This window comes from Sphingomonas sp. SORGH_AS_0438 (genome assembly GCF_031453475.1).
Taxonomy (GTDB): Bacteria; Pseudomonadota; Alphaproteobacteria; order Sphingomonadales; family Sphingomonadaceae; genus Sphingomonas.
The window spans coordinates 2,814,851-2,840,658 of record NZ_JAVIZS010000001.1 but is presented as its reverse complement, the minus strand read 5'-3'; the positions used below and the strand labels follow the sequence as shown (position 1 = coordinate 2,840,658).

Sequence of the window (25,808 nt, the reverse complement as noted above, 5' to 3'; positions counted from 1 at the left end):
TCCGGGAGGAAGGAGGGGCGGTCTAGGCCCGGTCACCGCCCCGGCGGATCGGCCGGGGCGGTGGCTGGAGGAAGGATCAGGCGTTGCCGAAGGTCGCGCCGGTGGTGTCGACATTGGCCTGCGCCTGCTGCAGATAGAGCGCGCCGAAATCGATCGGCTCGAGCAGCAGCGGCGGGAAGCCGCCGTCGCGCACCGCATCGGCGAGCACGCGGCGCGCGAAGGGGAAGAGCAGGCGCGGCGCTTCGCCGAGCATGAACGGCTGGATCTGGTCCTCGGGCACGTTGCGGAAGCCGAACAGGCCGGCATAGGACAGGTCGACGATGAAGGCGGTCTGACCGTCGCTGTCGGCCTTCACCTCGATCTTCAGCACGACCTCGTGCACGTCGTCGGCGACCTTGCTGGAGCCGATATTGAACTGCACGTCGATCGCCGGCGGGGTCTGCACCTGGAAGATCGCCGGGGCGTTCGGGTTCTCGAACGACAGGTCCTTGATGTACTGCGAGATCATGCCGGCGGCGGGGGCGGTGTCGGCACCATTCGCCATCGGCTGCTGCGACGCGCCGTAATCCTGGTCCATTTGCTATTCCCTTGGTCTATAGGAGAGGGGGAGCGAGCGGCGCGTTCGCGCGTTCGATCTATCGGCCGTCGCAACTAGCAGCGCGGGGGTACGGATTCAACGGGTGCGTATTTGTAACGGGCGGCATAGACGCCTATGTTGGCGGGAAGATCGGAGGCCTGGTGCTGTACGTAATTGTGTTCGCGATGATTGCCGCGTTTCTCGCGCTCCGTCTCTACGGGGTGCTGGGAAAACGCACGGGCCATGAACAGCAGCCCCTGGCGCGCACCGCCGAGGACCGCCCCGCCGTGGCCGCCGCGCCGCGCACCATCGATGTGACCCCCGAGCCGCGCGAGCTGGCCAACCGCAATATCGACCCGCGGGCCGAGGCCGGGCTGCGCGCGATCGTCGCGGGCGAGCCGGGCTTCGACGTCGGCCAGTTCCTGGGCGGGGCACGCTCCGCCTATCGCATGATCCTCGAGGCCTTTTGGAAGGGCGACGAGGCGACGCTGTCCGAGCTGACCGAGGATTCGGTCCATGCTGCTTTCGCCGAGGCGATCGCGATGCGCCGCGAGGCGGGCGAGACGCTGGACAACCGGCTGGTCACGATCGAGCGCGCGGTCATCGCCGATGCCAGCGTGCAGGGCCGCGAGGCGCGGATCACGGTGCGCTTCGATGCCGACATCGCCGCCATCACCCGCAATGCCGAGGGGCAGGTCGTCGCCGGCTCGCTGACCGACGCGGTCGAGACGCATGACGTCTGGACCTTCGCCCGGACGCTGAAGAGCCAGGACCCGAACTGGAAGCTCGCCGACACCGACGAGGCGTGATCGGCGCGATCTGATCTGTTCGACACTGTTCCCCGGCAAACGCCGGGGCCCAGCTGGGGGACGATCGTGATGGCGCGATGCGCTCCGTTGCTTCGGCCTTCCCGACTGGGCCCCGGCCTTTGCCGGGGAACGAGCGGGGGCAGCCTCTCCAAAATTTGAGATTATCGGGAAGGATCAGGATGCGGTGGATCGGGGGAATGGCGCTGGTGTTCGCGCTGAGCGGATGCGGCGGCATGATCGTGCCACCCGCGCCCGGCGGCGGCACCGCACCGGCCGGCCGGCCCGCATCCACCGCCACTCGCCCTGCGCAGCATCATCTGGTCCGGGACGAGCGTCCCGTCGCGGTGCGCCAGGCCGATGGCCGCATCGTCGCGGCGACGCCGATCCCGGCCCAGGCGGTGGTCGTGCCGCCAGCGCCGGCCAATGCGCTCGCCGCCGGCATCGTCGCCGGCCCGCCGGTCGCCACCCTGCCGATCACCGATGCGCAAGCTGCGGCCGCCCGCACGGCCTTTGCGCGATCCTGCCCCGGCCTGATGCGCCGCACCGACACGACCGGCTTGACGCGCGGGGCCGACTGGCAGGCCGCCTGCACCGCCGCCAATGCCGGCGGCGATGCCCGCGCCTTCTTCGCCAGCCAGTTTGAAGCGGTGCAGGTCGGTGACGGCCGCGCCTTCGCCACCGGCTATTACGAGCCGGAAATCCGGGGCGCGCTGGAGCGGCGCGCCGGATATGAGGTGCCGGTCTATGGCCGGCCCAGCGACCTGATCGATGTCGATCTCGGCCAATTCTCCGACGATTTGAAGGGCAAGAAGGTGCGCGGCCGGGTGCAGGGCAGTGCGCTGGTGCCCTATTACGACCGCACCCAGATCGAACAGGGCGCACTGGCCGGCCGCGCCCCCGTCATCGCCTGGGCCGCCGATCCGGTGGAGATGTTCTTCCTCCAGATCCAGGGCTCGGGGCGGTTGCGCCTGCCCGACGGCAACATCCTGCGCATCGGCTATGACACGCAGAATGGCCGCGCCTATACCGGCATCGGCAGCCTGATGCGCCAGCGCGGGCTGCTGCAACCGGGCCAGGCGTCGATGCAGGGGATCGTCGCCTGGCTGCACGACCATCCCGTCGAGGGCGCGGCGCTGATGCGCGAGAACAGGAGCTTCGTCTTCTTCCGCGAGCTGGACGGCCCGCCCCAGGGCGCGATGGGCTATGCGGTGACGGGGCAGGTGAGCGCCGCCGCCGACCCGAAGTTCGTGCCGCTCGGCGCGCCGCTGTTCCTGTCGGTCGACCGGGCCGACGCCACCGGCCTGTGGGTGGCGCAGGATACGGGCGGCGCGATCAAGGGCGCGAACCGCTTCGACACCTTCTGGGGTGCGGGCGCGGGCGCGGAGGCGACCGCCGGCGGCATGTCGGCGCGGGGCACCGCCTGGCTGCTGCTGCCCATCGGCACGCTCGCCCGCCTGACGACCGCCGCGACCACGCCACCCGCCTATCCCCTGACGAGCGCGCTGGGTGCGACGCCTCAACCCTGAGGAAGCCAGCGCCTGGCACAAGGTGATGGCGACGGTGCGGCCGATGCGCGCTGTCGCGACGTCGATGCCGGTGCGCGCCGTGGCCGCCGCCACCGCGCCGGTCGTCGCCCCCGCCGCGCCGCCCCGGCCCGGGACGCCCAAGGTTCGCACGCCCGCCGCGCCGCGCGCCACCGTCGCGACCGCGCCATCCCGGCGCGAGGATGGGCTGGCGGCCAATACGCTCGACGCCTCCTGGGACAAGAGGCTGGCGCGGGGCGGGGTGATTCCGGACAGTTCGCTCGACCTGCACGGCCATACGCTCGCCTCCGCCCATGCGCTGCTCGACCAGGGGCTGGACCGGGCGATCCGGCGCGGCGACCGCGTGCTGCTGCTGGTGACCGGCAAGCCGCCACGCCCGGAATCGGAGCGGCCGCACGCACGCGGCGCGATCCGCGCGGCGATCGCCGACTGGCTCGCCATGTCGCGCCACGGCGAATCGATCGCGGCGGTCCGCGGCGCGCATCCGCGCCATGGCGGCGCGGGCGCGCTCTATCTGGTGCTCAGGCGGCCGCGCGGCGGATAAGGTCGGCGTAGATCGCGGTCAGCATGCGCAGGTCGTCGATCGCCACCGCCTCGTCCACCTTGTGCATCGTCGCGTTGAGCAGGCCGAACTCCACGGTCGGGCACAGTCGCGACAGGAAACGCGCGTCGGAGGTGCCGCCGGTGGTCGACAGCTCGGGCACCTGTCCCGTCTGCGCCTCGACGGCAGCGGCGACGGCGGCGGAGAAGGCGCCCGGCTCGGTCAGGAACGCCTCGCCGGAAATCCGGCCGGTGACGATCGCGTCCGGCGCATGGCCGTGCGCGACGGCGCGGATCTGCTCGATCAGCGCCGCGCCGGACTGTTCGTCGTTGAAGCGGATCGACAGCCGCGCCTCCGCCTTGGCCGGGATGACATTATGCGCGGGATTGCCGACCGCGATGTCGGTCACCTCGATGTTCGACGGCTGGAACCAGCGATTGCCGGTATCGAGCACGATCGCCTCCACCTCGGCCAGGATCCCGACCAGCTTGGGGATCGGATTGTCGGCGAGGTGCGGATAGGCGACATGACCCTGACGTCCCGGCACCGTCACCCAGATATTGACCGAGCCGCGCCGGCCGATCTTCATCATGTCGCCGAGGTGCCGGGTCGAGGTCGGCTCGCCGACCAGGCACCAGTCGGGGGCGATGCCTCGCGCCGCCATCCGCTCGATCAGCGCCACCGTGCCATAGGTGGCCGGCCCCTCCTCGTCGCCGGTGATGATCAGGCTGAGCGCACCGCCCGTCTCCACGGCGGCGGCAGCGATAAAGGCGGCAACCGCGCCCTTCATGTCGACCGCGCCGCGTCCGTAGAGCAGGCCGCCGCGCTCCGTCCCGGACCAGGGCGATGTGGTCCAACCCTCGCCCGGCGGCACCACGTCGACATGGCCGGCGAAGGCGAGATGCCGGCCGCCGGTCGCGCTATTCTGTCCCCGTATGGCGAGGAGATTCTCGACGGGTCCGTCCGGGGCCTCGCCGAGCGTGAACCGATCGACCGCGAAGCCGATCGCGGTGAGCGCCGCCTCCAGCACGTCGAACACGGTCCCGCGCGCGGGCGTGACGCTGTCGGCGCGGAGCAGCGCCTGGGTGAGGGCGACGACGTCGAGGGGCGGGGGGATGGTCATCGGGCGGCCTTCGCGCAACTGGCGCTGGCGTGCAATCGCCGCTGTGGGGTGGGGGAGCGCGACGCTGGCGAAGAGAAGGGGCGTTCGTTTGCACAATGGAGTTCCCCGGCGGAGGCCGGGGCCCAGTTGGGGGACGTTGGTGACGACGCGCCGCGCTCCCTTACATCCGCCTTCCCAACTGGGCCCCGGCCTTCGCCGGGGAACAGAAGGGTGAAAGGTCAGCCTTGGACGCGTCCTCTCTGCGGCTCCGCCTGACCCTTCAACCGGCCGCCGGCTGCTCATATTGCTGGAGGATCCAGTCCTCCTCCTGCGCCCCCGCGATCCAGTCCTGCATCCAGCGATGGCCAATCACCGACTGGATATAGCCGACCGCGAAGCGCGCGATCGGCAGCTGGTAGGTGACGATGCGCGTGCAGACCGGCGCGAACATGATGTCGACCGCGCCGAAATCGCCGAACAGATACTCGCCCTCGCCGCCATAGCGGGCGCGGGCCTGGGCCCAGAGGCCCATGATCCGTTGCAGCTCCGCCATCACCTCGGCGCTGGGCGCGGCGGGCGGGAAGATCTGGCGGACGTTCATCGGATGCTGGCGCCGCAGATTCTGGTAGCTGGAGTGCATCTCCGCCGCCATCGACCGGGCCATCGCCCGCGCCGAATCATCCTCCGGCCAGAACCGCGCGCGGCCGACCCGGTCGGCGAGATAGTCGATGATCGCCAGGCTGTCCCACACCACCGTATCGTCGCCGCACCACAGGATCGGCACCTTGCCGGACGAGGGGGCGAACTCGTCGCCTTCGCGCCGCCGGTCCCATTCCTGGTCGTAGAGCGGCACGACCACCTCCTCGAACGGCAGGCCCGACTGTTTGCAGGCGAGCCAGCCGCGCAGCGACCAGGAGGAATAGGCCTTGTTGCCGATGATGAGCTTCATGGCCAATGGCCTAGCGGCTGGACCGGGTGGCGGCAACCGGCGCGCCGCCCGGTCGCGGGATCAGGCGTTCACCGCCTCCAGCACCGCCGCGCGCAGTTCGGCGATGCCCATGCCGCCCTCGCTGGAGGTGGCGATGATGTCGGGATGCGCGGCCGGACGCTTGCGTGCTTCCTCCTCGGTCGCCTGGGTGACGGCGGCGAGGTCGGTGGCCTTCACCTTGTCCGCCTTGGTCAGCACGATCCGATAGCTGACCGCCGCCTTGTCGAGCATCCCCAGGATCTCGCGATCCACATCCTTGATGCCGTGGCGCGAATCGATCAGCACCAGGCAGCGCTTCAGTACGTCGCGACCGCGCAGGAAGTCGTTCACCAGATAGCGCCACTGGCGGACCATGTCCTTGGGCGCCTTGGCGAAGCCATAGCCGGGCATGTCGACTAGGCGAAAGGCGAGCGGTTGCCCGACGTCGAAGAAGTTCAGCTCCTGCGTCCGCCCCGGCGTGTTTGACGTGCGCGCCAGCCCGTTGCGGTTGGTCAGCGCGTTGAGCAGCGACGACTTGCCGACGTTCGACCGGCCGGCGAACGCCACCTCGGGCACGTCGGGCGCGGGCAGATGCTCCAGCTTGGGCGCGGACTTCAGGAAAGCGACCGGGCCGGCGAACAGCTTGCGCGCCGCCTCGACATCCTCGTCGGTGAAGCTCATTTCGCCACCGGCGTCTTGAGGCCCGGATGCCGGGCATAGAGCAAGCGCTGCTGCAGGATCGAGATGCAGTTGGTCGTGATCCAGTAGATCTGCAGGCCGACCGCGAACGGCGCCATCACGAACATCAGCACCCAGGGCAGGAAGGCGAAGACCTGGCGCTGGGTCTCGTCCATCGCCTGCGGATTGAGCTTGAACTGGAAGTACATGGAGATGCCGAGCAGGATCGGCACCACGCCGATCGCGGCCCAGTGCGGCGGCACGAAGGGCAGCAGGCCGAACAGGTTGACCGGGGTCAGCGGGTCGGGCGCGGACAGGTCCTTGATCCACAGAATGAAGGGCTGGTGGCGCATCTCGATCGTCAGCATCAGCACCTTGTAGAGCGCGTAGAAGATCGGGATCTGGATCAGCGTCGGCACGCAGCCGGCCAGCGGATTGACCTTCTCCGCCTTGTACAGCGCCATCACCTCCTGCTGGAGGCGGACCTTGTCGTCCTTATGCTTCTCCTGCAGCGCCTTCATGCGCGGCTGGATCGCGCGCATCGCCGCCATGGAGGCGAACTGGCGCTGCGCGATCGGGAAGAGCAGGGCGCGGATCGTGATCGTCAGCAGGATGATCGCGACGCCGAAATTGTAGACATGGCTGAACAGCCAGTCGAGATAATAGAAGATCGGCTTCTCGATGAAGCGGAACCAGCCCCAGTCGAGCGCATAGTCGAGCTTCGTCGCGCCTTCATGATCGGTATATTGGTCGAGCAGGCGGACTTCCTTGGCGCCCGCGAAGAAGCGCGCGGTCTGGGTGATCGCCTGGCCGGGGTTCAGGCGGCGCGGATTGACCGTGAAATCGGCCTGGAAGGCGTCGTGCGCGCCGGGGCGGAACTGGCCGGTGAAGGTCGAGGACTGGTCGGGCAGCAGCGCGGTCAGCCAATATTTGTCGGTGAAGCCCAGCCAGCCGCCGGTCGTGTTGAACTGGGTCGGCCCCTTGGCCAGGTTCTTGAAGTCGGGGCCATAGCTTGCCGAGCCGTTATTGACCGACATCGGGCCGGTATGGATCGTCCAGCTGTCCGGGTCCTTCGACACGCCGATCCGGTTGACATAGCCATAGGGCGCGACGCTGACCGGGGCCGCGCCGGCGTTGAGCACGGTCTGGCGCACGGTGAACATATAGTTGCCGTCGACCGAGAAGGTCAGGCGGAACCGCTGCCCGCCCGGGCCGGTGGCGTCGAGATTGACCGGCTTGCCGGGCGACAGGACGGGGGCGGAGGCGGTCCAGACCGCATCGGCGGCGGGCGGCTGCAACCCGTCGGTGCGCCAGCCGAAGCCGGCGAAATAGGCGTCGGGCGCGCCGGCCGGCGACAGCAGGCGGATCGGCGGCGAGTTCTTGGCGACGGTTTCCTTATAGTCGATCAGCACCAGATCGTCGATCCGCGCCCCCTTCAGGTTGATCGACCCGCGCAGGCGCGGCGTCTCGATCCGCACACGCGGGCTTTCGGCCAGCACCACGCGACGGTCGCGCGTCGCGGCGGGGCCGTCGGCGGTCGGGTCCGCGGCCGGATTGGGCACCGGCACCTGCTTGCCGTCCACGATCTTGGTCGCGGGCGGGTTGCTGGGGAAGAACTTGTTCTGGATCAGCGGCCAGCCGAACAGGATCAGCGCCGCGAAGACCGCGAACAGCACGAAATTCTGGCGATCGTCTTTCACGGCGTCGTCAATTCCCAATCATTTACGGGACAGGATCGGGGCCAAAGCCGCCCCAGGGATGGCAGCGGGCGATCCGCCGCGCTGCCAGCCAGCCCCCTTTCAGCGCGCCATAGCGGCGAAGGGCGGTGATTGCATAGGCCGAACAGGACGGATCATACCGGCAGGAGGGCGGCATCACCGCCGATGGGCCGATCTGCCAGCCGCGCGCCAGCAGGATCAGCAGCCGGGCCGGCCAGCGCGGCGGCCGATCGTCCGTCGATGCGGGCGAGTTGTCCGCCGGTGCGCTCACCGGACCACCTTTTTCAGCGCCTTGCGCAATTCGGTGCGGAGCAGGGCGAAGTCGCGCTCGATCCCGCCATTGCGGCCGATCAGCACATGGTCGGCCCCGGCCACGCCGTGTTCGGGCAGCAGATCGCGCGCCAGTTCGCGCAAGCGCCGCTTCATCCGGTTGCGGACGACGGCGTTGCCGACCTTCTTGGTCACGGTATAGCCGACCCGCATCATGCCGTCGCCATCCTGGCGGTCGCGGACCAGCAGGACGAATCCCGGCATCGGCGCGCGCTTGCCGCCATTCGCCGCCAGAAAGTCGCGGCGCAGGCACATCTGGACGATCGCGGTCGATCGACCCGGTCCAGAAACGCGATTCGGGCCGCCGTCCACGGGGGACGGGGCCGAATCGGTCACGCAATCGTGAGAGGCTGTTACGCCGACAGCTTCTTGCGGCCGCGCGCGCGACGCGCCCGGATCACCGCACGGCCGCCGACCGTCGCCATCCGCGCGCGGAAGCCGTGACGGCGCGCACGCACCAGGTTGCTCGGCTGGAAGGTCCGCTTCATCGTTCATTCCTCGGTATTCATCGAAAACAGAAAGGGCCGCCACGCGGGACGGCCATGTGGCGGTGCGCATAGGCAGGATCGGACGCGAAGTCAATGTGGCCGAACCGCCGGGCAGGGCTCGGGCTGGTGAGGGGCGGAGGCCTTGTGCTTCTCCAGCGCGATGCGGCGGAGCGTGCTGCGCCGGCGCATCGCCCGGTCGACGATTCGCCCCAATCTTGGCCAGCGTCGCTTGGCGCGCACGAAATGCCAGCGCGCGAGTCGCGAATTGCGCAGGATCAGGATCAGGCCGCCGGCGAATAGGAAGATGCCTGCCGGGCCGGGCAGGGGAATCACGAGCGGCGTCAGCAGGATCAGGAGGCTTCCCAGCGCCAGTTGCGCGACACGCATGATCGGGGAGCGCGGCGCGTTGGATCGAAACGGAAAGCGGAACCGCGACACGCCAGCATCTTAGCCGGCGTGTATTATCCAGGCAAGGCGGCGGGCTGCGGAAAGCCGGTCCCATGCGGCATCGTTGCGGCTATGGAACGAGTCACTGGTGGCGTTTGGGGGCAGGCGAATGGCGACGATCGTGCGGACGGTGGCGTATCTGGGGCTGGAGGCGCGCGCGGTCGAGGTGCAGGTGCAGCTGATCCCCGGCCTGCCCGCCTTCAACGTCGTCGGGCTGGGCGACAAGGCGGTGGGGGAAAGCCGCGAGCGGGTGCGCGGCGCGATCGCGGCGCTGGGCCTGGCGCTGCCGCCCAAGCGGATCGCGGTGAACCTGTCGCCGGCCGACCTGCCCAAGGAGGGCTCGCATTTCGACCTGCCGATCGCCCTGGCGCTATTGGGCGCGATGGGCGTGGTCGATGTCGAGACGCTCGCCGGCTATGTCGTGGTCGGCGAACTGGGGCTGGACGCGCGGATCGCGCCGTCGCCGGGCGTGTTGCTCGCCGCGCTCCATGCCGGGCAGGCGGAGCTGGGGCTGGTCTGCCCCGCCGCGCAAGGATCGGAGGCGGCCTGGGCCGGGTCGGTCGAGGTGGTGGCCGCGCCCGACCTGCTGGCGCTGATCAACCATTTCAAGGGCCATGGCCTGCTCGCCGCGCCGCGCCCGGGCGAGGTGGAGGTGGAGGCCTCCGGCCCCGACCTGCGCCAGGTGCGCGGGCAGGAGACGGCGAAGCGCGCGCTGGAGATCGCCGCCGCCGGCAGCCACAATCTGCTGATGTGCGGCCCGCCGGGCGCGGGCAAGTCGCTGATGGCGGCGTGCCTGCCCGGCATCCTGCCGCCGCTCGAACCCGCCGAGGCGCTGGAGGTGTCGATGGTCCAGTCGGTCGCCGGCACGCTGGCCAATGGGCGGCTGACGCGCACCCGACCGTTTCGTGCACCGCATCACAGCGCGTCGATGGCGGCGCTGACCGGCGGCGGGCTGAAGGTGCGGCCGGGCGAGGTCAGCCTGGCGCATCTGGGCGTGCTGTTCCTCGACGAGCTGCCCGAGTTCAACCGCGCGGTGCTCGATTCGCTGCGCCAGCCGCTGGAGACGGGCACGGTCAGCGTCGCGCGCGCCAATGCGCATGTCACCTTTCCGGCGCGGGTGCAGTTGATCGCGGCGATGAATCCGTGTCGATGCGGCCATCTGGGCGATGCGTCGCTCGCCTGTGCGCGGGCGCCGCGCTGTGCCGCCGACTATCAGTCCAAGGTGTCGGGGCCGTTGCTCGACCGGATCGACCTGCATGTCGATGTCGCGGCGGTCAGCGCCGCCGACCTGATCCTGCCCCCGCCGGTCGAAGGCTCGGCCGAGGTCGCCGCGCGTGTCGCGGCGGCGCGCGGGGTACAGACCCGCCGCTATGCCGGCGAGACGGCGCGCACCAATGCCGAGGCGGAGGGGCCGCTGCTCGACCGCTGGTCGACGCCGGACGAGGCGGGGCGCGCGCTGCTGGCCCAGGCGGCCGACGCCATGCGCCTGACCGCGCGCGGCTATACCCGCATCCTCCGCGTGGCGCGGACGATCGCCGATCTGGGCGGCGCGGAGCAGGTCGGACGCGTGCATGTCGCGGAGGCGCTCAGCTATCGGCGGCGTCCGCCGGTGAGTTGAGCGGCGGATGCCTCTTGCGGCCGGGCGCGCACTCGGCTAGCCCACCCGGCGCTGCCCCTGTGGTGAAATTGGTAGACGCGACCGACTCAAAATCGGTTGCCGCAAGGCGTGCTGGTTCGAGTCCGGCCAGGGGCACCACTTCCGACATCGCGGATCGAACCGGGCGGGTGGCTGATCGTCGGCCGCCCGGTTCGTGTGCCTAGCGGTTCAGCCGCAACCGTAGCGCGACCGAGCGGGCATGGGCGGGCAGGCCCTCCGCTTCCGCCAGCGCGACCGTGGCGGGGCCGAGTTCGGCGAGCGCGCTTTCGTCCAGGCCCAGGAAGCTGGTGCGCTTCATGAAGTCCAGCACCGACAGGCCGCTGGTGAAGCGGGCGCGGCGGCCGGTGGGCAGGACATGGTTCGGCCCGGCGACATAATCGCCGATCGCCTCGGGCGTGTGGCGGCCCAGGAACACGCTGCCGGCATGGCGGACCTGGTCGAACAGGCCCTGCGGATCGTCCACCGCCAGTTGCAGATGTTCGGGCGCGAGGCGGTCGACCAGCGGCATCGCCGCCGCCAGCGTCTCGACCAGGATGATCGCGCCGTTCGTCTCCCAGGCTTGGCGCGCCACCGCGCCGGTCGCCAGCGTATCGAGCTGACGCTCCACCGCCGCCGCGACCCGGTCGGCATAGTCGCCATCGTCGGTCAGCAGGATCGACTGGGTCACCACGTCATGCTCGGCCTGGCTGAGCAGGTCGGCGGCGATCCATTCGGGATCGTTCCGCGCATCCGCCACCACGACGATCTCGCTGGGGCCGGCGACCATGTCGATGCCGACCACGCCGTAGAGCTGGCGCTTGGCCTCCGCGACCCAGGCATTGCCGGGGCCGGTCACCACATCGACCGGCCGGATCGGGCCGGCGCCGTATGCGAGCGCGGCAACGGCCTGCGCCCCGCCGATCCGCCATACCTCGTCGACCCCGGCGAGATGCGCGGCGGCGAGGACCAGCGGGTTGATCTGCCCGTCGGGGGTCGGCGTCACCATCGCCAGTCGCTCGACGCCGGCGACCTTGGCGGGGATCGCGTTCATCAGCAGCGAGGAGGGATAGGCGGCGCGTCCGCCCGGCACATAGAGGCCGGCGGCATCGACCGGCCGCCAGCGCGCGCCGAGCCGCACGCCTTGGGCATCCGTATAGTCGCTGTCCTGCGGTCGCTGCTTCTCGTGATAGGCGCGGATTCGGGTGGCGGCGAGGTCGAGCGCGGCGCGCAGTTCCGGCTCCAGCGCGGCATAGGCGGCGGCGCAGGTCGCCGCCTCGATCCGCCAGCCGGTCACGTCCGGATCGTGCCGGTCGAGCTTGATGGTGAAGGCGCGCACGGCGGCCGCGCCCTCGTCCTTCACCGCGCGCAGCATGGTGGTGACGTCGCGGGTGACGTCGGCCGCGCTTTCGCGGCGATCGTCGACCAGGGCGGCGAAGGCGTCGGCGAAGCCGGCGTCGCGCGTGTCGAGCCGGATCATGCCGCCACCGCCGCGTCGGAAGGGGTGGCGGGCGCGGCGGCGCGGCGGAACGCCTCGACCAGCGGCACCACATCGGGGCGGGTCTTCATCGCCGCGCGGTTGACGACCAGCCGGCTGGTCACGTCCATGATCCGCTCCACCTCGACCAGGCCGTTTTCCTTGAGCGTCCGCCCGGAGGAGACGAGGTCGACGATGCGCGGCGCCAGGCCCAGGGTGGGGGCCAGCTCCATCGCGCCGTTCAGCTTGACGCATTCGGCCTGCACGCCGCGCCGGGCGAAATGAGCATGGGTGAGGTGCGGATATTTGGTCGCGACGCGGACATGGCTCCAGCCGCGCGGATCGTCGCCCGCCGCCATCTCGACCGGCTCGGCGATCGACAGGCGGCAATGGCCGATGCCGAGATCGACCGGCGCATAGAGTTCGGAATAGTCGAACTCGGCCAGCACGTCCGACCCGACGATGCCGAGCTGCGCCGCGCCATGCGCGACGAAGGTGGCGACGTCGAAGGCGCGCACGCGGATCAGCGCGATGCCCGGATCGTCGGTGGCGAAGCGCAGCGCGCGGCTGTTCTCGTCCGAAAAGGCGGGTTCGGGCCGGATCCCGGCCTGGGCGAGAAGCGGCAGCGCTTCGGACAGGATGCGCCCCTTGGGCACGGCGATGACGAGCGGCGGCATGGCGCGGGCTTTAGGCGGCGGGCGGGGCGGGTGCAATCGCTTCGGGGGAGGATGCCCGCGATACCCTATGCCACCACCCCGGCCTTCGCCGGGCCTCTGCGAAGATCGCTGCCGTGCTCCTGCGGACGCGGGAGCCCAAGGTTGGGGATATCCATAAGGCCGTTGCTTGGCCTGGCTCTAGGCTCCTGCCTTCGCAGGAGCACAAGCTGCTCCGGCCCATGCGTCCTTGCTTGCGCGAGACATCGGAGCGATCAGGCCGCCGATGGCGGTATCAACGCGTCGTCGATCGCGGCGGCGCGCTGGAAGGCGGGGCGGGCGTAGAGGCGGGCGAGATAGGCGTCGAACCGGGCGCTCTTCGGCAACATGCCAAACCGGCTGTAGAAATGGATGGCCGAACCGACATAGACATCCGCCGCCGTGAAGCGGTCGCCCGCGATGTGATCGTGGCGGCCGACCGCCTCGTCCAGCACCTGCATCACCAGATCGAAATGGCCATAGCCGGCCATGCGCTGCTGCTGGTCGCTGGGGGTGACGCCCATCGCCTTGTCGACCACCGCCGACTCGACCGGCCCGGCGGCGAAGAACATCCAGCGATGATAGTCGGCGCGCTCGTCGGCGGTGGGGGCGAGGCCCGCCTCCGGAAAGGCCTCCGCCAGATAGGCGCAGATCGCCGCGCCCTCGGTCACGACATGGCCGTGATGGACGATGGCGGGCACCTTCATCATCGGGTTGATCGCGCGATACGCATCGTCCTTCATCGTCGTCGCATAGTCGAGCAGGACCGTGTCATAGGGCGCGCCGACCTCCTCCAGCATCCAGCGGACGATCCGCCCGCGCGACATCGGGTTGGTGTAGAAGATCAGATCGGCGGCCATGATTCGTCTCCTGTGTGACGGGAACGAAGAAAGAACATCGTGTTCTATCGGTCAAGCCGCGCATGGAGGAAGGCGAGGGTGCGGCCCCAGGCCAGGGTCGCGGCGGCCTTGTCATAGCGTTCGGCCGAACTGTCATTGTTGAAGGCATGGTCGACGCCCGGATAGACAAAGGCCTGAACCGGCTTGTTCGCCAGCTTGAGCGCCGCGACCCAGGGGGTGCCGGTCTGCGCGACGCGCGCGTCCTTGCCGGCATAATGGAGCAGCAACGGCGTCTGGATTTTGGCGGCCTCGGCGGGGCTGGGGGCGGGGCCGTAATAGGCGACGCCGGCCCGTAACCGTGCCCCGGCCGCCAGCGCCAGCCGGTTGACGAAGGCGCCGCCCCAGCAGAAGCCGACCGCGCCGACCTTCGCGCCACCCTTCGCCTCGGCCTCGATCAGGGCGACCGCCTGGGCCAGGATCAGGTCGTAATCGGCGCTGCCGATCAGCGTCCGCGCCGCATCCTCGTCGGCCGGCGTGCCGCCCTGCGCGGAGAGGAAGTCGGGCGCGATCGCGGTGAAGCCGGCCAGCGCCAGCCGGCGGGTGACGTCGCGGATATGCGGGGTCAGCCCCCGATTCTCGTGGATCACCAGCACTACGCCGCCCCCGGCCCTGGGGGTGCGCAGCGTCGCGCGATAGGTGGTGAGCGGCTGTCCCGCGAAGGTCGCCTGGCCGGTGGTGATGGAGAGGCGCGGATCGGTCGCCTCGGTCAGCGCGGCGGCGGCGGGCGAGGCGGCCAGGCCGGCGATCAGCGCCTCCGCCGCGGCGGTGGAGCCGGCGAGCAGCGTCATCTGCTTCAACAGGCGGCGGCGGTCGTGATGCTCGTGCGTGAAGGCGTCGTATAGCGCCACGGCGCGATCGCGAAACTCGGTCATCCTGCCTCTCCCGTATCGATCGGGAGAGGCTAACCTATTCAAAACCGGCTGTCAGTCGCGAAGGCTGACCGAGGTGCCCGCGATCAGTGGCGGTCGTCGAACAGCGCGCGCGCCTGGGCGGCCGGATCGTCGCCGTGCAGGGCGGAATCGGTGTCGCGCGACTGCTGCGTCCGCTCGGCCTGGAGCTGCGCGATCAGCGCCTCGCGATCGCCCTCCAGCCGGTTGTCGGTCGGCTGGCCGTCCGCGCCGGCCGCCTTGCCGGCCTTGGCCACCGCTGCGTCCAGCTCGCGCTGCGTGGTCAGGCCCAGCGTCACCGGGTCCTTGGGGGTGATGTTGCCGATGTTCCAATGGCTGCGATCGCGGATCGCGGCGATGGTGGTGCGGGTGGTGCCGATCAGGTTGCTGATCGCGCCGTCCGAGATTTCCGGATGGTTGCGGATGATCCAGGCGATGCCGTCCGGCTTGTCCTGCCGCTTCGACACGGGGGTGTAGCGCGGCCCCTTGGTGCGGCGGACCTGCTCGGGCCCCTTGGTCATCTTCAGCTGGTAGCTGGGATTGGCCTGGCCCTTGTCGATCTCGTCCTGCGTCAGCTCGTGCGCGCGGACGGGGTCGCGGCCGGTCAGCTTGGTCGCGGCGGTATCGTCGGCGATCGCCTGCACCTCCAGGATGTGCAGCCCGCAGAAGGTAGCGATCTGCTCGAAGGAGAGCGCGGTGTTGTCGACCAGCCAGGAAGCGGTCGCATGGGGCATCAGCGGCTGGGCCACGGGGGAAACTCCGTAGAAAATAAAAGGGCCGCCCCTTTCCGGAGCGGCCGCATGATCCCCAGCATCTAATGACATCGTACGCCCGGGGCAAGGCGTGTGTCGCGACGAAACATCGTGTCTCACCATCATTGTTGACATGGATCAGTTTCACGGTGACGGTATGGCGATCATCAGGGGGACGGACATGGCACGGACGGGGGGCATTTTCGCATTGGTCGCGGCAGCGGGGTTGATGGCGGCGCCGGCACTGGCGGCGGACCGCGCGCCGGCCACCCGGCTGTCGCTGGTGCCGAACAGCGGCCGGGCGGTCGCGCCCACCCATCGGTCGAACCGCGCCGGCCATGGCGCGGCATCGGGCGCGATCATCAATCTGGGGTTGATCGCCGCGATCGGCGCGGGCGTGCTGCTCGCCACCGCCGGCAGGGACACGCCGGACAGCAAATAAGGGCGTTATGAGGGGCGCCGGATCGCTCCGCCGCGCTTGCCATGCCGGCGTGGCGACGAGGGGCGTCTGCGAGCCGTGGCCCCGACCCTAGTCGCCGATGGTCAGCACGATCTTGCCGATATGGTCGCCACCCTCCATCCGCCGATGCGCCTCGGCGGCCTCGGCGAGCGGGAAGGTGCGGTCGATCACCGGCTTCAGCGCCCCCGCCTCCACCTGCGGCCAAACATGGCGGGCCAGTTCGTCCGCCACCATCGCCTTGAACTCGGCATCGCGGGCGCGCAGCGTCGATCCGGTCAGCGTCAGGCGGCGGCGCATGATCTCGAACAGCGGCACCGTCGCCTCCGCGCCGCGCTGCACCGCGATGGAGACGTGGCGGCCATCCTCGGCCAGGCATTTCAGGTTGCGCGGCACATAATCGCCGCCGACCATGTCGAGCACCACCGCGACGCCGCGGCCGGCCGTGATGTCCTTGACCCGCTCGACGAAATCCTCGCTGCGGTAATCGATCGCATGGGCCGCGCCCAGCTCACGCGCGGCGGCGCATTTCGCCGCGCTGCCGGCGGTGACGATCACGGTCAGCCCGAACAGCTTGCCCAGTAGGATCGCCATCGTGCCGATGCCGCTGGTGCCGCCATGGACCAGCACCGCGTCGCCCTCGCTGGCATAGCCGCGCTCGAACAAATTGGTCCACACGGTGAACAGCGTTTCGGGAATCGCCGCCGCCTCGACCATCGACAGCGCGGCCGGCACCGGCAGGCACTGGCCGAACGGCACCGCGACATATTCGGCATAGCCGCCGCCCGCGATCAGCGCGCAGACCGGCTGGCCCTCGATCGCGCCGTCCGTGTCCGGCCCGACCGCGACGATCGTGCCCGCGATCTCCAGCCCCAGGATGCTCGGCGCGCCCGGCGGCGGCGGATATTTGCCCTGGCGCTGCATCACGTCGGGGCGGTTCACCCCGGCAGCGGCGACTCGGACCAGCACCTCGCCCGGCCCCGCGACCGGCACGGGGCGCTGAGTGACGCGCAGCACCTCGGGGCCCCCGGCGGCTTCGGGGTCGATGCACCGCATGACGTCGGGCACAGCGCTCATTCGGTCGCATCCTGCAAGAAGGTCGGAAGCGCGCCTTATTGACAGCGGCGCGGGTCCGGTCAACGCTGCATCCCATGGAGATCGACGACTCCCTACCCCGACCCGGCGACCGGGTCGACGCGCTGGTCCGCGAGGATATCGACGCGCTGTCCGTCGCCGAGCTGGAATCGCGCATCACCGCGCTGGAAGGCGAAATCGCCCGGTGCCGCGCCCGAATCGCCCACGCCGTTAACCATCGCGCAAGTGCGGATGCGCTATTCCGGTGAAACGCGTTGTGGTTCCTGTCCCGCAACATGCGACCGGCAGGAGCGTTTCGGCACCGCTTGATGCGGCGGGGTACCGACACGACATAGGTTGGGACCGGGTCGTGTCGCCACATGGCCCGCACGGAGTATCCTGAATGCCATCCTTCGCCCCCGCGCTTGAGACCACGCTGCACAAGGCGCTCGAAGCCGCCTCCTCGCGCCGTCACGAATATGCGACGCTGGAGCATCTGCTCCTCGCGCTGATCGACGACGAGCACGGGTCCAAGGTGATGACCGCGTGCCATGTCGACCTGGGCGAGCTGAAGACCACGGTCGCCCATTATCTCGACACCGAGCTGGATGCGCTCAAGGTCGATGCCGCCACCGACCCGTCGCCGACCAGCGGCTTCCAGCGGGTGGTGCAGCGCGCGATCCTGCACGTGCAATCGTCGGGGCGCGACGAGGTGACGGGCGCGAACGTGCTGGTCGCGCTGTTCAGCGAACGCGAATCCTATGCCGTCTACTTCCTGCAGCAGCAGGATATGAGCCGCCTCGACGCGGTCAGCTTCATCAGCCACGGCGTCGGCAAGGGCAGCGCCGCGACCGAGACCTCCACGCCCAAGGGCGCCGAGGAGGAAAAACCCGCCAAGGGACAGGAGAAGGGCAAGACGGAAAGCGCGCTCAAGCAGTTCACCGTCGATCTCAACGAGAAGGCGAAGGGTGGCAAGGTCGATCCGCTGATCGGTCGCGGGCCGGAGGTGGATCGCACGATCCAGATCCTGTGCCGCCGCTCGAAGAACAATCCGCTCTATGTCGGTGATCCCGGCGTCGGCAAGACCGCCATCGCCGAGGGACTGGCGCGCAAGATCGTCGAGGGCGAGGTGCCCGACGTGCTGCGCGAGGCGGTGATCTATTCGCTCGACATGGGCGCGCTGCTCGCCGGCACCCGCTATCGCGGCGATTTCGAGGAGCGGCTGAAGGCGGTCGTCAACGAGCTGGAGAAGCTGCCGCACGCGGTGCTGTTCATCGACGAAATCCATACGGTGATCGGCGCGGGCGCGACCAGCGGCGGCGCGATGGACGCGTCGAACCTGCTCAAGCCCGCCCTGTCGGGCGGCACGATCCGCTGCATCGGCTCCACGACCTACAAGGAGTTCCGCAACCATTTCGAGAAGGACCGCGCGCTGCTGCGCCGGTTCCAGAAGATCGACGTCAACGAGCCGACGATCGAGGACACGATCAAGATCCTGGCGGGCCTGCGTTCGGCCTTCGAGGAGCATCATTCGGTCAAGTACACGCCCGATGCGATCAAGTCGGCGGTCGAGCTGTCGGCGCGCTACATCAACGACCGCAAGCTGCCCGACAAGGCGATCGACGTGATCGACGAGGTGGGCGCGATGCAGATGCTGGTGCCGCCCGCCAAGCGCAAGAAGACGATCACCTCGCGCGAGATCGAGGCGGTGATCGCCACCATGGCGCGCATCCCGCCCAAGAGCGTCAGCACCGACGACAAGAAGGCGCTGGAGTCGCTGGAGACCGACCTGAAGCGGGTGGTGTTCGGGCAGAACAGCGCGATCGAGAAACTGGCCTCGGCGATCAAGCTGTCGCGGGCGGGCCTGCGCGATCCGGAAAAGCCGATCGGCAACTATCTGTTCACCGGCCCGACCGGCGTCGGCAAGACCGAGGTGGCCAAGCAGCTGTCGACCATCATGGGCATCCCGCTCCAGCGGTTCGACATGTCCGAATATATGGAGCGGCATTCGGTCAGCCGGCTGATCGGTGCGCCCCCGGGCTATGTCGGCTTCGACCAGGGCGGGCTGCTGACCGATGCGGTCGACCAGAACCCGCATTGCGTGCTGCTGCTCGACGAGATCGAGAAGGCGCATCCCGACCTGTTCAACATCCTGTTGCAGGTGATGGATAATGGCCGCCTGACCGACCAGCACGGCAAGACCGTCGATTTCCGCAACGTCATCCTGATCATGACGACCAATGCGGGCGCGGCGGACATGGCGCGCGAGACGCTGGGCTTCGGCATGCTCACCCGCGAGGGCGAGGACGAGCAGGCGGTGCAGAAGATGTTCTCGCCGGAATTCCGCAACCGGCTCGATGCGATCGTGCCCTTCGGCTATCTGCCGACCGAGGTGGTGGCGCGCGTCGTCGACAAGTTCATCCTGCAGCTCGAACTCCAGCTGGCGGACCGCAACGTCCACATCAACTTGGACGATGCCGCTAAGAACTGGCTGACCGAGAAGGGCTATGACAAGCTCTATGGCGCCCGCCCGATGGGCCGTTTGATCCAGGAGAAGATCAAGCAGCCGCTGGCCGAGGAACTGCTGTTCGGCAAGCTGGTCCATGGTGGCGAAGTGACGGTGCGGATGAAGGACGGCGCGCTGTCCTTCGGCATCGAACCCGCCGCCCCGCGCAAGCCGCGGCGCAAGGGCGGCAAGACCGAGCCGGCGATCGAAGCCGAGTAAGGTCCGGTAAATAGGGAGATTTTGGCAGCGAAGCATCCGTTATAGGATATTTCGCTGCCGATATCGTTAAACGTCACCATTTCGGCTATAAAGCCGAAATGGTGCTCGCCTCGATCCAGCGTCTCGATGGCGTGTTCCTGATGCGGACGTTGGTGCTGATTGCAGCCCTGGCGGCGGCATTCGGCCTGATCCTGCCCGGACGGGCCGATTCCGGCCAGTTCCGCCCCTGCATCATGGCGGCGCGGCCCGGCGATCAGGCAATGGCGATGTTCCACGAGATCAATCGCTTCGACTGCAAGGCCCGACAGCGCGGCTTTCCGGTGGGTGGGGCCTGGCTGTTGTCGCCGCCACTGCGGTTGCTGCCCGACCGGCCCTATGTCGCGCGGTTCAACAGCAACTGGGCGATCGATGTCAGGCTGTTCATCCGCTATGCCGATGGGGACATCCGCCAGGTCGGCTTCACCCATGACGAAGCCCCGCGCTACATGGGGGTCGGCGGTCGCTATGTCCTGCCGATCCCGGTGCGGGATGCCGCGCCGGTGCGGCTGTTGTGGCGGGTGCAGCAGCTTACCACCGTGCGGGGCGTGGTGACGGGGGCGGAGGTACTCGACGCCGCGACGCTGGAGGAGCGGACGCTGGCATTGTCGATCGTCTATGCCCTGTGCGCCGGCATCGCGCTGGCGCTGATCGTCGGGCATCTGGCGCTGTACGTGGCCCTGCGCGCGCGCTTCATCCTGATCTATGTCGGCTTGATCACTGTCCTGCTCGCCTTCCTCTTCGTGTCGTCGGGCGCGATGACGATCCTCCACCCGAACCTCAACATCTACCTGCGCCAGCATGCCGCGACCCTGCTGTTCGCGAGCGGCACGATCCTGGTGCTGCTGTTCGGACGCAGCTTCTTCCCGGCCAGCATCTTCACGCCCCAGTTGCGCCAGATGAGCAATGCGACGATCGCGGCGCTCAGCCTCAGCACGTTCGCGATGCTGCTGTTCTCGCCCCGACAAGCGACGATGCTCGATGACATCGACAGCTGCCTCTACATCCTGGTGGTCGCGATCGTGCCGGTCGTCTTCCTGCGCGCCAGTGCCCGGCGGGAGCGGGGGATGACGCTGTTCGCCGCTGCCTGGGGGTTGCCGATCCTGCTGGTCGGTTTGCGCATGATGGTGTCGCTGGGCCTGATGCGCGGCAGCAATGTCTATGACCTAGTGACGATCGGGATGATGACGATCGAGGCCCTGGTCGCGGCGATCGGCATCGTCTGGCGAATCCATCGACTCGGTCTGGAGCGGGACGAGGCGCGGGCGCGGGAAATGGCGGCCAGGATGCTGGCGGATATCGATCCGCTGACCGGGCTGCTCAACCGCCGCGCCTTCCTGGCCCGCGCGATCGGTCGGGAAACGGACCAGTTGCTGATCCTGATCGACATCGATCATTTCAAGGCGATCAACGATGAGGTCGGGCATGACAGCGGCGACGAGGTGCTGCGCCACTTCGCCGAGGGGTTGCGGACGGTCGCGCCCGCCAATGCCTTGGTGGCGCGGCTGGGGGGCGAGGAGTTCGCGCTGCTGATGCCCGCGCCGGCGGCGATGAGCCCAACGGCGATTCACAAGGCCCTGCGCACCGTGCGCATGCCGTTCGGCCTGACCGTGACATGCAGCCTGGGCGCCTGCACCGGGCCGATGGTCAGCGAACGCGCGTGGCAGGCCATGTATCGCGCCGCCGACCGCGCACTCTATGACGCCAAGGCGGCGGGCCGAAACCGGGTGAAGATCGGCGCGCCGCGGGTGGTGGCGGCATGAGCCTTGTCGAGGGAGGCGCGCTCGCCTAGCATCCGGGCAAGGGGGGGATGATGCGCAACCGACGGATCTTGTTGGCGATGGTCGCGACCGGCGCGACGTTGGCGATGGCGGCGCGGCATCCGACCGCCGATATCCGGTTCCCGACCCATCGGACCGGCGATCCCGCGCCGCACCGCTTCCAGGCGGCGGTCGAGCTGGGACTGGTCGGCGTCTCCCTGCTCTACACCTGGAGCGCGCGCCCGATCGGGTGAGCGCGAGGCGCGCCCGGCCCAGCGCCCGGCACGTCTTGCCTGTGCCAAGTCCGTGTCGCATAGGAACAATCATGGACATACCCGCCCCATCCGCCCCCGAAACGCCGGTCGAGGATCTGTCGTTCGAAGCCGCGCTGAAGGAATTGGAGCGGATCGTCGGCCGGTTGGAAAGCGGCGACGCGACGCTGGACGAATCGATCCGCCTGTACGAGCGCGGCGACCGGTTGCGCGCCCGCTGCGCCGAGCGGCTCGATGCGGCGCAGGCGCGGATCGAGGCGATCCGGCTGGACGCGGACGGCAAGCCCGCCGGCACGCGCCCCTTTGCCGCGGGCTGAGGCGCCCATGCCCGCTCTGCCCGCGTCGCTGCCCGACGCGATCTCGCTGGTCGCCGAGGCGGTCGATGCCCGGTTCGACACGCTGCTCGCCATCCCCGACGATCCGCGCGCCGACCTCTATCGCTGCATGCGCCATGCCGCGATCGGCGGTGGCAAGCGGCTGCGGCCGCTGTTGACGATCGCGACCGCCGACCTGTTCGGCGTCGATCGCGCCTGCGCCGTGCTGGTCGGCACCGCGATCGAGGCGATCCATGTCTATTCGCTGATCCACGACGATCTGCCGGCGATGGACGATGACGACATGCGCCGGGGCAAGCCGACCGCGCACAAAATCTATGGCGAGGCGACCGCGATCCTGGCGGGCGACTGCCTCCATGCGCTGGCGTTCGAGGTGCTGGCCGATGCGGATACGCATCCCGATCCGTTCGTGCGGTCCGAACTGGTGCTTGATCTGGCGCGCGCCGCCGGCCCCGGCGGCATGGCGGGCGGGCAGATGATGGACCTGGAGGCGGAAAAGGCGCGCTTCGACCTCGGCACCGTCACCCGGCTCCAGCAGATGAAGACCGGCGCGCTGATCTGCGCGGCGGTGGAGGCGGGCGCGATCCTGGGCCGGGTGCCGCCCGAGGGGCGCGTGCCTCTGCGCGGCTATGCGCACGACCTGGGCCTCGCCTTCCAGATCGCCGACGACCTGCTCGATGCCGAGGGCGACGAGGAACTGGCCGGCAAGAAGCTGCGCAAGGACGGCGAGGCGGGCAAGGAGACGTTCCTGTCGCTGCTCGGCGTCGATCGTGCCCGCGAGCAATGCGGGATGCTGGTCGACCAGGCGGTGCAGCATCTGCGCGGCTATGGCGCGGAGGCGGACCTGCTGCGCGCCATCGCCCGCTATGTGGTGGAGCGCGACCGGTGACCCGGATCGGCGTCTATCCCGGCACCTTCGACCCTGTCACACTCGGCCATATGGACATCATCCGGCGCGGCGCGAAGCTGGTCGACCGGCTGGCTGGTGGTGGGGGTGACGACCAATGCCTCCAAGTCGCCGATGTTCTCACTCGACGAGCGGATGGCGACGGTGCGGCGCGAGGTGGCGACGATCGGCGGCGCGATCGACGTGGTGCCGTTCGATTCGCTGCTGATGGACTTTGCCGTGCGCGAGGGGGCGAGCGTGATCGTGCGGGGCCTGCGCGCCGTCGCCGATTTCGAATATGAATATCAGATGGCGGGCATGAACCAGCAGCTCAACCGCCATGTCGAGACCGTCTTCCTGATGGCCGATGTCGCGTTGCAGCCGATCGCGTCGCGGCTGGTCAAGGAGATCGCGCTGTTCGGCGGCGACGTGTCGAAGTTCGTGCCCCCCGATGTGTGCCGGGACCTGGTCGCGCGCGTCGCGGCGCTGGGGCGCGGTCGGCAGGCTGATTGACCGGACCCGCGCCGGCGGCTAACCGCGCCGCCGTGACGGGTTCCCCCTGACCGGGGATCAAAAGGGAAGCCGGTGAGTGGTTTGTCCACGATCCCGGCGCTGTCCCCGCAACTGTGACCGGCGAGCGGCCGCCCCAACAGGCCACTGGACCCAGAGACGGTCCGGGAAGGCGGGGCGGCGGCGATGACCCGGAAGCCAGGAGACCTGCCCGTCACGGTCGATCCATCGCGCCGGCGGGAGCACCGGAGCGGACGAGGCGATATTCCTCGAGCGAACGACGCGCGGCGACGCGTGCGCAATGGTGCGGACGCCGCCGAGAGGGGGAATGCGTTCGTGTTGAGATTTGCCGTGTCCGTCCTGGCGCTTGCCGCCGCCGCTCCCGCACTGGCGCAGGCGGCCCCGGACGACGACCAGATCGTCGTCACCGCCGCCCGCGCGCCGCAGAAGCTGGACGAGGTCGGCCAAGCGCTGACCGTCATCGACCGCGCGGAGATCGAGGCGCGCCAGACCGTCTCGATCGCCGACCTGCTGTCGACCACGCCGGGCGTCACCGTCACCCGCAATGGCGGGATCGGCAGCCTGACCAGCCTGCGCATCCGGGGCGCGGAAGCGGAGCAGACGCTGGTCGTGATCGACGGCGTGCGCGTCAACGATCCGTCCTCGCCCGGCGGCGGCTTCGACTTCGCCAACCTGCTCTCCTCGTCGATCGAGCGGATCGAGGTGCTGCGCGGGCCGAATTCGGTGCCCTGGGGCAGCCAGGCGATCGGCGGCGTCGTCAACATCATCACCCAGGCGCCGACCGACCGGTTCCGCGCTCATGCGCGCGCCGAATATGGCTATGCGAACAGCGCCTTCGCCAGCGCCGGCGTGTCGGGCGGCGCCGGGCCGCTCGCCCTGTCGCTGACCGGCGGCTATCTGGACAGCGACGGCATCTCCGCCGCCGCCAATGGCCGCGAGCGTGACGGATACCGCCAATATGGTGCGAACGGCCGCGCGACGCTGGCGCTGACCCGGGACATCGGCATCGACCTGTCGGGCTGGTATGCGCATAGCCGGGTCGGGCTGGATGGCTTTCCGCCGCCCGACTATATGCTGGCCGACACCGCCGACTATGCCAAGACGCAGGAAGTCTATGGCTATGCCGGCGTCCATGCGAACCTGCTGGACGGCCGCCTCCGCAACCGTGCGGCCTTCACCATCGCCGATATCAACCGCGACAATTACGAACCCGCCTTCGGCACCGGCCCCAGCTTCATCGGCCGGGGCCGGTCCGAACGCTATGAATATCAGGGTGATTTCCGGCTGGCCGAGCCAGTCCGCCTGGTCGGCGGCGTCGAGCATGAGACCAGCCGCTATGACGACGGCTTCCTCAAGCGTTCGGTCGGCATCACCAGCGTCTATGGCCAGGCGATCGTCCAGCCGATCCGCGCGCTGACCGTCACCGGCGGCGTGCGGCATGACGATCACCAGCGTTTCGGCGGCCGCACCACCTTCGGCGCGGACGCGGCCTGGGCGCTGGCGACCGGCACGACGCTGCGCGCCAGCTATGGCGAGGGGTTCAAGGCCCCGACGCTCTACCAGCTCTACAGCGCCTATGGGAACGAGGCGCTGCGGCCGGAGACGGCGCGCAACTATGACCTGGGCGTCGAACAGGCGCTGGTGGAGGGCCGGATGCGGATCGGGGCGACCTGGTTCCACCGCGACACGCGCAACCAGATCAGCTTCCGCAACTGCGTCGGCGCGACCGAGTGCGCGGCCTATCCCTTCGGCCGCTACGACAATATCCAGCGCACCCAGGCCGAGGGTGTCGAGTTCACCATCGCGCTGCGTCCGGTCGATGCGCTGACCCTGTCGGGCAACGTCTCCTATATCGACAGCCGCAACCGCACGCCCGGCGCGGCCTTCGACCTCGACCTGGCGCGCCGGCCCAAGGAGACGGCGGCGGTCAATATCGACTATCGCCTGCCCTTCGGCCTGTCGGTCGGCGGCACGGTGCAGATGGTCGGCGACAGTTACGACGACGCGGCCAACAGCGTCCGGCTGGACGGCTATGCGCTGGCCAGCCTGCGCGCGGAACTGCCGATCGGGGATCGCCTGTCCGTCTATGGCCGCGTCGACAACCTGTTCGATGAGGATTACCGGGTCATCGCCGGCTATGGCACCTATGGCCGCGCCGCCTATGGCGGCATCCGCGTGACGCTCGACTGAG

General features: G+C 69.3%; 27 protein-coding genes, 1 tRNA gene, 1 pseudogene and 1 riboswitch. Of the genes and pseudogenes, 14 read left to right on the top strand and 15 right to left on the bottom strand.

Annotated features, from left to right (window positions below; genetic code table 11):
• Positions 1-76: 76 nt before the first annotated feature.
• Positions 77-577: a protein-export chaperone SecB gene (secB, locus tag QE452_RS13230; protein ID WP_309657432.1), complete on the bottom strand. Its 501-nt coding sequence runs from the start codon at positions 575-577 to the stop codon at positions 77-79.
• A 164-nt stretch (positions 578-741) separates the two neighbouring features.
• Here secB and QE452_RS13225 point away from each other — a divergent pair, with 164 nt between their 5' ends.
• The 3 genes from QE452_RS13225 to QE452_RS13215 all read left to right on the top strand — a co-directional run bounded on the left by QE452_RS13225 (position 742) and on the right by QE452_RS13215 (position 3,474).
• Positions 742-1,386, top strand: a complete 645-nt coding sequence (locus QE452_RS13225) for a Tim44/TimA family putative adaptor protein (RefSeq protein WP_309658112.1) — start codon at positions 742-744, stop codon at positions 1,384-1,386.
• Between the two features lie 179 nt (positions 1,387-1,565).
• The gene (locus QE452_RS13220; protein WP_309730143.1) at positions 1,566-2,912 is read left to right on the top strand and encodes a murein transglycosylase A; all 1,347 of its coding nucleotides are present in this window, start codon (positions 1,566-1,568) and stop codon (positions 2,910-2,912) included.
• The gene (locus QE452_RS13215) at positions 2,893-3,474 is read left to right on the top strand and encodes a Smr/MutS family protein (RefSeq protein WP_309730140.1); all 582 of its coding nucleotides are present in this window, start codon (positions 2,893-2,895) and stop codon (positions 3,472-3,474) included. Before QE452_RS13220 ends, QE452_RS13215 begins: the two co-directional genes overlap by 20 nt.
• Here the strand turns inward: QE452_RS13215 and dapE are convergent.
• The 8 genes from dapE to QE452_RS13175 form a co-directional block, all read right to left on the bottom strand.
• Positions 3,452-4,594 carry a succinyl-diaminopimelate desuccinylase gene (gene dapE, locus QE452_RS13210; RefSeq protein WP_309657435.1) on the bottom strand — a complete coding sequence of 381 codons (1,143 nt, stop codon included), beginning with the start codon at positions 4,592-4,594 and terminating at the stop codon, positions 3,452-3,454. The two genes, QE452_RS13215 and dapE, sit on opposite strands and share 23 nt — an antisense overlap.
• A gap of 259 nt (positions 4,595-4,853) precedes the next feature.
• Positions 4,854-5,522 carry a glutathione S-transferase family protein gene (locus QE452_RS13205; protein ID WP_309657436.1) on the bottom strand — a complete coding sequence of 223 codons (669 nt, stop codon included), beginning with the start codon at positions 5,520-5,522 and terminating at the stop codon, positions 4,854-4,856.
• Positions 5,523-5,582: 60 nt separating this feature from the next.
• Entirely contained in the window at positions 5,583-6,221 is a 639-nt protein-coding gene (gene yihA / locus QE452_RS13200; protein ID WP_125993327.1) for a ribosome biogenesis GTP-binding protein YihA/YsxC, read from the bottom strand.
• Positions 6,218-7,918: a membrane protein insertase YidC gene (gene yidC / locus QE452_RS13195; protein ID WP_309657437.1), complete on the bottom strand. Its 1,701-nt coding sequence runs from the start codon at positions 7,916-7,918 to the stop codon at positions 6,218-6,220. Before yidC ends, yihA begins: the two co-directional genes overlap by 4 nt.
• 22 nt (positions 7,919-7,940) lie before the next feature.
• Positions 7,941-8,135 carry a membrane protein insertion efficiency factor YidD gene (gene yidD, locus QE452_RS13190; RefSeq protein ID WP_206433092.1) on the bottom strand — a complete coding sequence of 65 codons (195 nt, stop codon included), beginning with the start codon at positions 8,133-8,135 and terminating at the stop codon, positions 7,941-7,943.
• Between the two features lie 68 nt (positions 8,136-8,203).
• The gene (rnpA, locus tag QE452_RS13185) at positions 8,204-8,521 is read right to left on the bottom strand and encodes a ribonuclease P protein component (RefSeq protein WP_309658113.1); all 318 of its coding nucleotides are present in this window, start codon (positions 8,519-8,521) and stop codon (positions 8,204-8,206) included.
• A gap of 98 nt (positions 8,522-8,619) precedes the next feature.
• Positions 8,620-8,754 carry a 50S ribosomal protein L34 gene (rpmH, locus tag QE452_RS13180; RefSeq protein ID WP_028056723.1) on the bottom strand — a complete coding sequence of 45 codons (135 nt, stop codon included), beginning with the start codon at positions 8,752-8,754 and terminating at the stop codon, positions 8,620-8,622.
• A 90-nt stretch (positions 8,755-8,844) separates the two neighbouring features.
• On the bottom strand, positions 8,845-9,192 hold the full coding sequence (locus QE452_RS13175; RefSeq protein ID WP_309657438.1) for a hypothetical protein: 348 nt from the start codon (positions 9,190-9,192) through the stop codon (positions 8,845-8,847).
• A gap of 118 nt (positions 9,193-9,310) precedes the next feature.
• Between QE452_RS13175 and QE452_RS13170 the strand changes: the two genes are divergently transcribed.
• Together QE452_RS13170 and QE452_RS13165 are read left to right on the top strand one after the other, a co-directional pair.
• Positions 9,311-10,819: a YifB family Mg chelatase-like AAA ATPase gene (locus QE452_RS13170; RefSeq protein ID WP_309657439.1), complete on the top strand. Its 1,509-nt coding sequence runs from the start codon at positions 9,311-9,313 to the stop codon at positions 10,817-10,819.
• Positions 10,820-10,872: 53 nt separating this feature from the next.
• Positions 10,873-10,957 (top strand) — tRNA-Leu (locus QE452_RS13165).
• A 61-nt stretch (positions 10,958-11,018) separates the two neighbouring features.
• Here the strand turns inward: QE452_RS13165 and hisD are convergent.
• The 5 genes from hisD to QE452_RS13140 form a co-directional block, all read right to left on the bottom strand.
• Complete coding sequence (gene hisD, locus QE452_RS13160) at positions 11,019-12,314, bottom strand: histidinol dehydrogenase (RefSeq protein WP_309657440.1); 1,296 nt, start codon at positions 12,312-12,314, stop codon at positions 11,019-11,021.
• Positions 12,311-12,988: an ATP phosphoribosyltransferase gene (gene hisG / locus QE452_RS13155; RefSeq protein ID WP_125993321.1), complete on the bottom strand. Its 678-nt coding sequence runs from the start codon at positions 12,986-12,988 to the stop codon at positions 12,311-12,313. The genes hisD and hisG overlap by 4 nt, the downstream gene beginning before the upstream one ends.
• A gap of 251 nt (positions 12,989-13,239) precedes the next feature.
• Positions 13,240-13,863, bottom strand: a complete 624-nt coding sequence (locus QE452_RS13150) for a glutathione S-transferase family protein (RefSeq protein ID WP_309657441.1) — start codon at positions 13,861-13,863, stop codon at positions 13,240-13,242.
• 44 nt (positions 13,864-13,907) lie between these two features.
• Entirely contained in the window at positions 13,908-14,774 is an 867-nt protein-coding gene (locus QE452_RS13145; protein WP_309657442.1) for a dienelactone hydrolase family protein, read from the bottom strand.
• An 83-nt stretch (positions 14,775-14,857) separates the two neighbouring features.
• Positions 14,858-15,538, bottom strand: coding sequence for a DUF1013 domain-containing protein (locus QE452_RS13140; RefSeq protein ID WP_125993318.1), 681 nt, complete (start codon positions 15,536-15,538; stop codon positions 14,858-14,860).
• Positions 15,539-15,722: 184 nt separating this feature from the next.
• Here QE452_RS13140 and QE452_RS13135 point away from each other — a divergent pair, with 184 nt between their 5' ends.
• On the top strand, positions 15,723-15,983 hold the full coding sequence (locus QE452_RS13135) for a hypothetical protein (protein ID WP_309657443.1): 261 nt from the start codon (positions 15,723-15,725) through the stop codon (positions 15,981-15,983).
• A gap of 87 nt (positions 15,984-16,070) precedes the next feature.
• On the opposite strand, the gene QE452_RS13130 is transcribed toward QE452_RS13135, so the two are convergent.
• A complete protein-coding gene (locus QE452_RS13130) occupies positions 16,071-17,075 on the bottom strand; it encodes an NAD(P)H-quinone oxidoreductase (RefSeq protein WP_309657444.1) in 1,005 nt (334 codons plus the stop codon).
• A 74-nt stretch (positions 17,076-17,149) separates the two neighbouring features.
• On the opposite strand from QE452_RS13130, the gene QE452_RS13125 reads away from it, so the two are divergent.
• The 8 genes and pseudogenes from QE452_RS13125 to QE452_RS13090 all read left to right on the top strand — a co-directional run bounded on the left by QE452_RS13125 (position 17,150) and on the right by QE452_RS13090 (position 25,807).
• Positions 17,150-17,341, top strand: a complete 192-nt coding sequence (locus tag QE452_RS13125) for a DUF1192 domain-containing protein (RefSeq protein WP_125993316.1) — start codon at positions 17,150-17,152, stop codon at positions 17,339-17,341.
• 134 nt (positions 17,342-17,475) lie between these two features.
• Positions 17,476-19,797 carry an ATP-dependent Clp protease ATP-binding subunit ClpA gene (clpA, locus tag QE452_RS13120; RefSeq protein WP_309657445.1) on the top strand — a complete coding sequence of 774 codons (2,322 nt, stop codon included), beginning with the start codon at positions 17,476-17,478 and terminating at the stop codon, positions 19,795-19,797.
• A 101-nt stretch (positions 19,798-19,898) separates the two neighbouring features.
• Positions 19,899-21,596: a diguanylate cyclase gene (locus QE452_RS13115; RefSeq protein WP_309730137.1), complete on the top strand. Its 1,698-nt coding sequence runs from the start codon at positions 19,899-19,901 to the stop codon at positions 21,594-21,596.
• Positions 21,597-21,646: 50 nt separating this feature from the next.
• Entirely contained in the window at positions 21,647-21,847 is a 201-nt protein-coding gene (locus QE452_RS13110) for a hypothetical protein (protein WP_309657447.1), read from the top strand.
• Positions 21,848-21,918: 71 nt separating this feature from the next.
• Positions 21,919-22,182, top strand: a complete 264-nt coding sequence (locus QE452_RS13105) for an exodeoxyribonuclease VII small subunit (protein WP_125993312.1) — start codon at positions 21,919-21,921, stop codon at positions 22,180-22,182.
• A 7-nt stretch (positions 22,183-22,189) separates the two neighbouring features.
• A complete protein-coding gene (locus QE452_RS13100; protein ID WP_309657448.1) occupies positions 22,190-23,089 on the top strand; it encodes a farnesyl diphosphate synthase in 900 nt (299 codons plus the stop codon).
• Positions 23,086-23,599: pseudogene (coaD, locus tag QE452_RS13095) on the top strand (pantetheine-phosphate adenylyltransferase). Before QE452_RS13100 ends, coaD begins: the two are co-directional and overlap by 4 nt.
• Positions 23,600-23,619: 20 nt before the next feature.
• Positions 23,620-23,826, top strand: a riboswitch (cobalamin riboswitch).
• Positions 23,827-23,947: 121 nt separating this feature from the next.
• Entirely contained in the window at positions 23,948-25,807 is a 1,860-nt protein-coding gene (locus QE452_RS13090) for a TonB-dependent receptor domain-containing protein (protein ID WP_309657450.1), read from the top strand.
• Position 25,808: the final 1 nt, after the last annotated feature.

Bases quoted from the DNA above. Each gene is read 5' to 3' on its own strand.
- QE452_RS13205 (WP_309657436.1), bottom strand. From the start codon at position 5,522: ATGAAGCTCATCATCGGCAACAAGGCCTATTCCTCCTGGTCGCTGCGC.
- hisD (WP_309657440.1), bottom strand. From the start codon at position 12,314: ATGATCCGGCTCGACACGCGCGACGCCGGCTTCGCCGACGCCTTCGCC.
- rnpA (WP_309658113.1), bottom strand. From the start codon at position 8,521: ATGTGCCTGCGCCGCGACTTTCTGGCGGCGAATGGCGGCAAGCGCGCG.
- QE452_RS13130 (WP_309657444.1), bottom strand. From the start codon at position 17,075: ATGAGCGCTGTGCCCGACGTCATGCGGTGCATCGACCCCGAAGCCGCC.
- dapE (WP_309657435.1), bottom strand. From the start codon at position 4,594: ATGACCATCCCCCCGCCCCTCGACGTCGTCGCCCTCACCCAGGCGCTG.
- QE452_RS13105 (WP_125993312.1), top strand. From the start codon at position 21,919: ATGGACATACCCGCCCCATCCGCCCCCGAAACGCCGGTCGAGGATCTG.
- QE452_RS13125 (WP_125993316.1), top strand. From the start codon at position 17,150: ATGGAGATCGACGACTCCCTACCCCGACCCGGCGACCGGGTCGACGCG.
- secB (WP_309657432.1), bottom strand. From the start codon at position 577: ATGGACCAGGATTACGGCGCGTCGCAGCAGCCGATGGCGAATGGTGCC.
- QE452_RS13150 (WP_309657441.1), bottom strand. From the start codon at position 13,863: ATGGCCGCCGATCTGATCTTCTACACCAACCCGATGTCGCGCGGGCGG.
- rpmH (WP_028056723.1), bottom strand. From the start codon at position 8,754: ATGAAGCGGACCTTCCAGCCGAGCAACCTGGTGCGTGCGCGCCGTCAC.
- QE452_RS13170 (WP_309657439.1), top strand. From the start codon at position 9,311: ATGGCGACGATCGTGCGGACGGTGGCGTATCTGGGGCTGGAGGCGCGC.
- yihA (WP_125993327.1), bottom strand. From the start codon at position 6,221: ATGAGCTTCACCGACGAGGATGTCGAGGCGGCGCGCAAGCTGTTCGCC.
- QE452_RS13100 (WP_309657448.1), top strand. From the start codon at position 22,190: ATGCCCGCTCTGCCCGCGTCGCTGCCCGACGCGATCTCGCTGGTCGCC.
- QE452_RS13145 (WP_309657442.1), bottom strand. From the start codon at position 14,774: ATGACCGAGTTTCGCGATCGCGCCGTGGCGCTATACGACGCCTTCACG.
- QE452_RS13220 (WP_309730143.1), top strand. From the start codon at position 1,566: ATGCGGTGGATCGGGGGAATGGCGCTGGTGTTCGCGCTGAGCGGATGC.
- QE452_RS13135 (WP_309657443.1), top strand. From the start codon at position 15,723: ATGGCACGGACGGGGGGCATTTTCGCATTGGTCGCGGCAGCGGGGTTG.
- hisG (WP_125993321.1), bottom strand. From the start codon at position 12,988: ATGCCGCCGCTCGTCATCGCCGTGCCCAAGGGGCGCATCCTGTCCGAA.
- clpA (WP_309657445.1), top strand. From the start codon at position 17,476: ATGCCATCCTTCGCCCCCGCGCTTGAGACCACGCTGCACAAGGCGCTC.
- QE452_RS13110 (WP_309657447.1), top strand. From the start codon at position 21,647: ATGCGCAACCGACGGATCTTGTTGGCGATGGTCGCGACCGGCGCGACG.